Source organism: Microbacterium sp. (assembly GCF_031988965.1).
Lineage (GTDB): Bacteria > Actinomycetota > Actinomycetes > Actinomycetales > Microbacteriaceae > Microbacterium.
Genome location: NZ_DALZXX010000121.1, coordinates 1 through 6,740 on the forward strand (window position 1 = coordinate 1; position 6,740 = coordinate 6,740).

The following is a 6,740-nucleotide window of genomic DNA, read 5'->3' on the forward strand; positions in this document are numbered from 1 at the left end:
ACGAGCTCCGACCACGCCGGCGCGGGTCCCGGCATCGCGAGGTCCTGCGCGGCGGCGACGGCGTCGAGCGAGCGCACGGCCGTCCAGTCGCTCACCACGACCCCGTCGAAGCCCCACTCGCTGTTCAGCGGCGTCTCGAGCAGCTCGTTCTCGGTCATGGTGACCCCGTCGACCGCGTTGTACGCGCTCATGATCGACCACGCCCCGGCCTCGACCGCACGCTCGAACGGCGCCAGGTACAGCTCGCGCAGCACCCGCCGAGGGGGGAGCGATGCAGGTTGATCGTCGGTCCGAGCACGACGTCGACGCCCTTGCGTCGCGCCTCCGAGGCGGCGGCCGCGCCGTAGCGGTGGGCGAGCTGCACATCCCACGACGCGGCGAGGGCCGATCCGGAGGGGAGGTTCAGCGACGGCTCGCGCTCGTCCCACCGCGGGCCGCGCACTCCGGCGGGTCCGTCCGACAGGGTGAGCGCCCGCAGACCGATCTCGGGCAGCGGCACCGTGGTCCAGAAGTCGGCACCCTGCACGAGCGCGGCCTTCTGCTCGAGGGTGAGCCTGTCGAGCAGCGGTCGCAGATGCGCGGTCGATGCGGCGGACTCCCCGGACCCTGTGGCGGGGGCGACGATGTCTGAGGAGGTCATGCGGCGGATCCTTCGGAGGTCTGCGCGTCGATGAGAGCGCGCCGGTCGACGCGTCGCTGCTGCTGCGCGTCCGGGTCGGGGACGGGGGCGGCGAGGAACAGCCGCTGCGTGTAGGGATGCTCGGGACGTGCGGTGACCTGGTCGCCGTCGCCGGTCTCGACCAGCTCGCCCCGATACATCACCGCCACGCGGTGGCTGATGTGTCGGACGACCGCGAGGTCGTGCGAGATGAAGAGGTACGCGACCCCCGTGCGCTCCTGGATCTCGATGAAGAGGTCGAGCACGCGGGCCTGGGTCGACAGGTCGAGGGCCGAGACCGGCTCGTCGCAGACGATCAGTCGGGGGTCGAGCGCCAGCGCGCGCGCGATCGCGACGCGCTGGCGCTGCCCGCCCGAGAACTCGCGGGGCAGCCGGCGGGCAGCATCCGCCGGCAGCCCGACGCGATCGAGCAGGTCCGAGACCCGGGCGTTCGCCTCGCGTGCGGCGACACCTCGGGCGGTGAGCGGCTCGGCGAGGATCTGCGCGATCGTCATCGAGGGGTTCAGCGAGGAGTACGGGTCCTGGAAGACGACCTGGATCTCACTCGACAGCGTGCGCCGTTCGCGTCGGTTGAGGTGGCCGATCTCCCGACCGTCGTAGCGGATCGAGCCCTCGGTCACCGGGGCGAGTCCCAGCACCGCGCGTCCGAGCGTGGTCTTCCCCGACCCCGACTCGCCCACCAGGCCCACGGTCTCACCGGGGCGGATGTCGAGCGACACCCCCTTGAGGGCGTGGAACGGCTCGGCGCGGAATCCCTTGCCGGGGTAGGTGACGTGGAGGTCCTTGACCTCGAGCAGCGTGTTCACGACCGGCCTCCTTCGGCGGTTCCTGCGGAGATGAGCGGGCCACGGGCCGGACCCTCGTCGAGGATCGCGTCGAGCAGCGACTGCGTGTAGGCGTGCGAGGGAGCCCCGAGGATGGTGCGCACGGGCCCCTGCTCGACGAAGAGTCCCTGCTGCATCACCGTGACGCGGTCGCACAGATCGGCGACGACGCCGAAGTTGTGCGTGACGAGCAGCATCGCCATCTGCCGCTCCCGCTGCAGGTCGCGCAGCAGATCGAGCACCTCGGCCTGCACCGTGACGTCGAGCGCCGTGGTGGGCTCGTCGGCGATGATGAGGTCGGGGTCGGTCGACACCGCTCCGGCGATCAGCACGCGCTGCGCCATGCCGCCGGAGACCTCGAAGGGATACGCCTCGAAGGTGCGCTTCGGGTTCGGGATGCCGACGCGGTCGAGCAGCGCGAGCGACTTCTCGGTCGCCTCCTTCTTCGACAGGCCCAGGTTCTTGCGCAGCGGCTCGACGAGCTGGTACCCGATCGTGAAAGACGGGTCGAGATTGCTCATCGGCTCCTGCGGGATGTACCCGATGCGCCGACCGCGGATGCCGGCGTAGGCGCTCTCCGATGCGTCGGCGAGCTGGGTGCCCTCGTAGTCGATCGACCCCGCGGTCACCCGGCCGCCGCGCGGCAGCAGGCCGAGCACGGCGAACGCGGTCTGCGTCTTGCCCGAGCCCGATTCGCCGATGAGTCCGTGCACCTCTCCCTTGCGGATCTGCAGCGAGACACCGTGGACGACCTCGATGTCCTCGCCCTCGGACTGCTCGTACGCGACACGCAGATCGGAGACCGTGAGGATCGGCGTCGATCCGAGTGCGCTCGTCCTCGCGTCGTCGGGATGCACGATCGTGTCGCCCACGACGGGCAGGGGCGCCGAGTCGTCGAGCTCCGACGCGTCGCCGCCCGACAGGCTGAACGAGGTCGTCACCGCGGCGATCGACCCTGTCGCGGTCGTGACCGCGCGGCGGCGGCGCCGACGCACGACCGCCGTGCGCTCGAGCACGTCGCGCATGCCGTTCGCGAGAAGGGTGAGTGCGACGGCCGTGAGGCCGATGGCGAGCGAGGGCCACAGCATCAGCAGCGGCTGCTTGTAGATGTTCGCGAAGCCGTCGTTGAGCATCCCACCCCAGGTCGGGACGCTCATGTCGCCGAGGCCGAGGAACTCGAGCCCCGACTGGATGGCGATCGCGATGCCGGTGATGATCGCGGACTGGATGATGATCGGGGCGCGCACGACCGACAGGATGTGGCGGCCGATGATGCGCACGTCGGACAGGCCAGACACCTTCGCCGCGTCGACGTACAGCTCGCCCCTGACCCCGGTGACCGCGGCGTAGACCAGACGGTAGTAGGCCGGGGCGAGCAGGATGCCGAAGATGAACATCGCGAGCCACACGCTGGGGCCGAGCACGGCGCGGGCGGCGAGCAGCACGACGATGCCGGGGAGGGCCATGACCAGCGAGGTGACCCAGGAGGCCACGGCGTCGAACCACCCGCGGTAATACCCCGCGATGAGGCCGGAGACGACGCCGATCACGAGGGCGGTGACGACAGCGACGAGTGCCGCCGCGAGCGTGACCTGGGTCGCCGCCAGCAGCCGCGACAGCACGTCGCGGCCGGCACTGTCGGCACCGAGCAGGTGCTCGGAGCTCGGCGGCGCGAGCACCAGCTGCAGCGAGGCGAGGTTGGGGTCGAACGGGGCGATCCATCGGCCCGTGATCGCGATCACGGCGACCACGACGAGGAAGACCAGTGAGATCAGCGAGACGGGGCGTCGCACGAGTCGACGAAGCAGCGAGGTCTTCGCGTGCGGCGTGGGCACCGCGACGGGAACGTCGATAGCGGTCATGAGAGTCGCACCTTCGGGTTGAGCGCTGCCTGCGCGAGGTCGATCAGGAGGTTCACGATGAGGACGATCACCGCGAAGGCGATCACCACGCCCATGACGACGGGGATGTCGCCCTGCGTCGTGGCCGACACGGTGAGCTGACCCATGCCGGGGAGGGCGAACACCTGCTCGACGATGACGGCGCCGCCGAGCAGTCCGATGAACTGCACCGCGAGCACCGCGAGGGCGGGGCCGCCGGCATTGCGCAGCACGTGCTTGTAGACGACGCTGCCCGAGGAGAGCCCGCGGGAGCGGAGCGTGCGCACGTAGTCGCGGGACATGGCGTCGACCACCGAGCCGCGCACCTGCTGCGCCACGGCGGCGATCGCGCCGATCGACAGGGCGGCGATCGGCAGCGTGACCGAGGCGAGCCAGCCGCTGAACGACTGCGCGATCGGGATGTACCCGGTCGCCTTGAACCAGTGCAGGTTGATCGCGAAGATCAGCACGAGGTAGAGCGCGATGAGGAACCCGGGGATCGCGAAGCCGATCACCGAGATGAACTGGACGACGGTGTCGACCCAGCCGCCGCGACGGGCGGCGAGCACGCCGAGCACGATGGCGAGGACGGCGGAGATGAGGGTCGCGCCGATCACCAGCGACAGGCTGACGCTGAGACGACCGCTGAGACTCACGGACACGAGCTGACCGTTGAACCAGGAGCGACCGAGGTCGCCCGTCAGGGCCGAGGTCAGCCAGTCCCAGTACTGCACGGCGAGCGGGCGGTCCAGGCCCAGCTCGGCGGCCTTCTGCGCGACGAGCTCCTCGGTGGCGTTCTGGCCGAGGATGCGGCGGGCGATGTTGGCGCTGTCGAGGAAGAGGAGTCCGAAGGTCACCATCGAGATGACGGCGAGCAGGACGATGCCGGCGAGGATCCGGCGCACGATGAACATGAGCATGCTGCGCTCCTGTGGTGGGAGGGATCGGGGTCCGGTCCTCCCGCCGACGGGCGGGAGGACCGGAGGGTCCGCGTCAGGACTTCGGCGTGAAGTCGTAGATCGCGGGGTAGGCGTTCGTCGGGAGGACCTCGACGGCCGTGTTCGCATCCGTGGCGAAGCTGCCCTGCACGCGGTAGAACGGGGCGAACCAGGCCTGCTCGACGATGTACGCGTTCAGCTCCTTCGCCACCGATTCCTGCGTGGCCTCGTCGCCGAACTGGATCTGCTGGATGTACTCGTCGACCTTCGGGTCCTCATAGCCGAACGGGTTGAAGATCGCGGACGGGGCGATCATGAACTGGATCAGCTGCCAATCCGGGTTCTGCTCCAGGGCCATGAACGATGCCGGGAACTTCGGTGCGAGGAGGTCGGCGATGAAGTTGTTGCCCGGGTCGGTGTACTCCACGCCGATTCCCACGTCGGCGAGCTGCTGCTCGATGAGCGTGTAGGTGGTCGCGCCGAGAAGCGTGGACGACGGCATCGACAGCGTGAGGCCCGTCGCGTAGCCGGCCTCGGCCAGCAGCTCCTTCGCCTTCTCGGGGTCGTAGGTGTAGTACTCGTCGAGCGCGGGGTCGTAGGCCGCCGAGCTCTCGGGGAACACCTGCGTGGTGACGGTGCCGTTGCCGAGCTGCAGCGCCTCGAGCAGGCCCTCGCGGTCGAACGCGTAGTTGAGTGCCTGACGCACCCGCACGTCGGCGAGCGCGGGGTTCATGGTGCCGGCGCGGTCGAGGAGCAGCATGCCCTGGAAGTCGAGCTCGTTCGCGTTCACGGTCCAGCCCGCTCCCTCGACCTCGGCGAGGTTGTCGTTGCTGGCGAGCTTGACGCCGTTGGCCTCTCCGGCCTTGATCGCGTTCAGCGAGGCCGTGGCGTCGGCCAGGACGTTGATCACGAGGGTGTCGTAGTGCTGGACGTCGGGGTTCCAGTAGTCCGGGTTCTTCGTGTACGTGTAGCTCGTGCCGGTCACCGTGGCTCCGGTGTCGAGCACGTAGGGTCCCGAGCCGACCGGGTCGGTCGCGAGGTTGTCGTTGCCGAGCGACTCGCCGCTGGCCACGAGTCCGGGGTCGCGGGTGAGGTAGTTCAGGAGCGCCGGGTCGGGGGCGCCGAGCGTGATGACGACGGTGGTGTCGTCGGGAGCCTCGAAGCTCGTGATGCCCGCGAAGTAGTTGGCGTCGGGCGAGGTGCCGTCCTTGAAGCGCTGGAGGTTGTCGACGACGACCTGGCCGGTGAGGGCCGAGCCGTCGGAGAACGTGACGTCGTCGCGCAGTGTGAGGGTGAGGACGGTGTTGTCCTCGTTGTACGACCAGTCGGTCGCGAGCCAGGGCTCGATGGTGCCCTCGGGCGTGGCGAGGAGAAGAGTGTCGAAGACCGCCTGGTAGAACGGGGCGCGGTTGCCCCACTCCGAACCGGCGGGGTCGAACGTGGTGGGCGGAGTGATCGCCCCGAGTGTGAGCGTGCCGCCGCTCCCGTCCCCCGAGCCGCCGTCTTCGGTGCCTCCGGCGCAGCCGGTGAGCACGAGAGCAGCGATGGCGATGGTGGCTGCTGTGGCCTTCCAACGGAACATCCTTTGTCCCTTTCGTGGGTGGCGGTACCCCTGCGGACCGCCTCTGGAGGGAGAAGCTAGCAGCAAAAACTAGCGATCGCTAGGTTTTGAAAATAAAAAGCTAGCGAACGCTCGGATTTCGTTATAGAACGGTATCCGGAGGCTCGCGATCGGAGTGGATGGCGACCGCCGTGACGGGGGATACGGTGACAACGATGACGAACACCATGAACAAGGGACCGAAGGTCAGACGCGGTGTACGCGGTCAGTACGCCAAGACGCGCGAGCGCCGGAAGGCGATCCTCGACGCCGCGCTCGAGGTGTTCTCCGAGGGTGGGTACCGAGCCGGATCGCTCCGGGAGATCGCCCAGCGGGTCGGCATCAGCGAGGCCGGGCTGCTGCATCACTTCCCGAACAAGGGCGCGCTGCTCGAGGCGGTGCTCGACCACCGCGACGACCGCTCGCGCGAGATGGTGCCGCTCGAGTCCGGCGACGGCGCCGCGATGATGCGCGGCCTGATCAGGCTGGCCGAGTACAACGCCTCCGTGCCCGGCGTCGTCGAGCTCTATTGCACGCTGTCGGCCGAGGCGACCTCGAGCGACCACCCCGCACACGGCTACTTCGTGCGGCGCTACGTGTACACGCGCACCAACATCGAGCGCGGGTTCGCCAACCTCGCCGACCGGGGACTCCTCCGTCCCGGGGTGACCCCCTACCGCTGCGCGGTGGCGCTGATCGCCCTGATGGACGGCCTGCAGGTGCAGTGGCTGCTCGACCGCTCGGTGGTCGACATGGCGGATGAGCTGCGGGCGTGGGTCGACGGCGTCGCGGACATCGACTGGGCCACTACGGACGCCG

Annotated in this window: 5 protein-coding genes and 1 pseudogene; 1 reads left to right on the top strand and 5 read right to left on the bottom strand. The window is 69.3% G+C overall.

Features of this window, described 5'->3' with window-relative positions:
* The 5 genes and pseudogenes from RTM68_RS14910 to RTM68_RS14930 form a co-directional block, all read right to left on the bottom strand.
* Positions 1–640, bottom strand: a pseudogene (locus RTM68_RS14910) (glycoside hydrolase family 3 N-terminal domain-containing protein); the annotation flags it as partial.
* On the bottom strand, positions 637–1,485 hold the full coding sequence (locus RTM68_RS14915) for an ATP-binding cassette domain-containing protein (RefSeq protein WP_241794292.1): 849 nt from the start codon (positions 1,483–1,485) through the stop codon (positions 637–639). The gene RTM68_RS14915 and the pseudogene RTM68_RS14910, both read right to left, overlap by 4 nt.
* Positions 1,482–3,365 carry a dipeptide/oligopeptide/nickel ABC transporter permease/ATP-binding protein gene (locus RTM68_RS14920; protein WP_312172362.1) on the bottom strand — a complete coding sequence of 628 codons (1,884 nt, stop codon included), beginning with the start codon at positions 3,363–3,365 and terminating at the stop codon, positions 1,482–1,484. Before RTM68_RS14920 ends, RTM68_RS14915 begins: the two co-directional genes overlap by 4 nt.
* Positions 3,362–4,303, bottom strand: coding sequence for an ABC transporter permease (locus RTM68_RS14925; RefSeq protein ID WP_241794294.1), 942 nt, complete (start codon positions 4,301–4,303; stop codon positions 3,362–3,364). The genes RTM68_RS14920 and RTM68_RS14925 overlap by 4 nt, the downstream gene beginning before the upstream one ends.
* Positions 4,304–4,376: 73 nt before the next feature.
* Positions 4,377–5,903, bottom strand: coding sequence for an ABC transporter substrate-binding protein (locus RTM68_RS14930; protein WP_241794295.1), 1,527 nt, complete (start codon positions 5,901–5,903; stop codon positions 4,377–4,379).
* 194 nt (positions 5,904–6,097) lie between these two features.
* Here RTM68_RS14930 and RTM68_RS14935 point away from each other — a divergent pair.
* The coding region (locus tag RTM68_RS14935) for a TetR/AcrR family transcriptional regulator (protein ID WP_312172366.1) at positions 6,098–6,740 on the top strand (643 nt) is incomplete at its 3' end.

Excerpts from the sequence above, each read along its gene's own strand:
- RTM68_RS14920 (WP_312172362.1), bottom strand. The coding sequence starts at position 3,365 with ATGACCGCTATCGACGTTCCCGTCGCGGTGCCCACGCCGCACGCGAAG.
- RTM68_RS14925 (WP_241794294.1), bottom strand. The coding sequence starts at position 4,303 with ATGCTCATGTTCATCGTGCGCCGGATCCTCGCCGGCATCGTCCTGCTC.
- RTM68_RS14930 (WP_241794295.1), bottom strand. The coding sequence starts at position 5,903 with ATGTTCCGTTGGAAGGCCACAGCAGCCACCATCGCCATCGCTGCTCTC.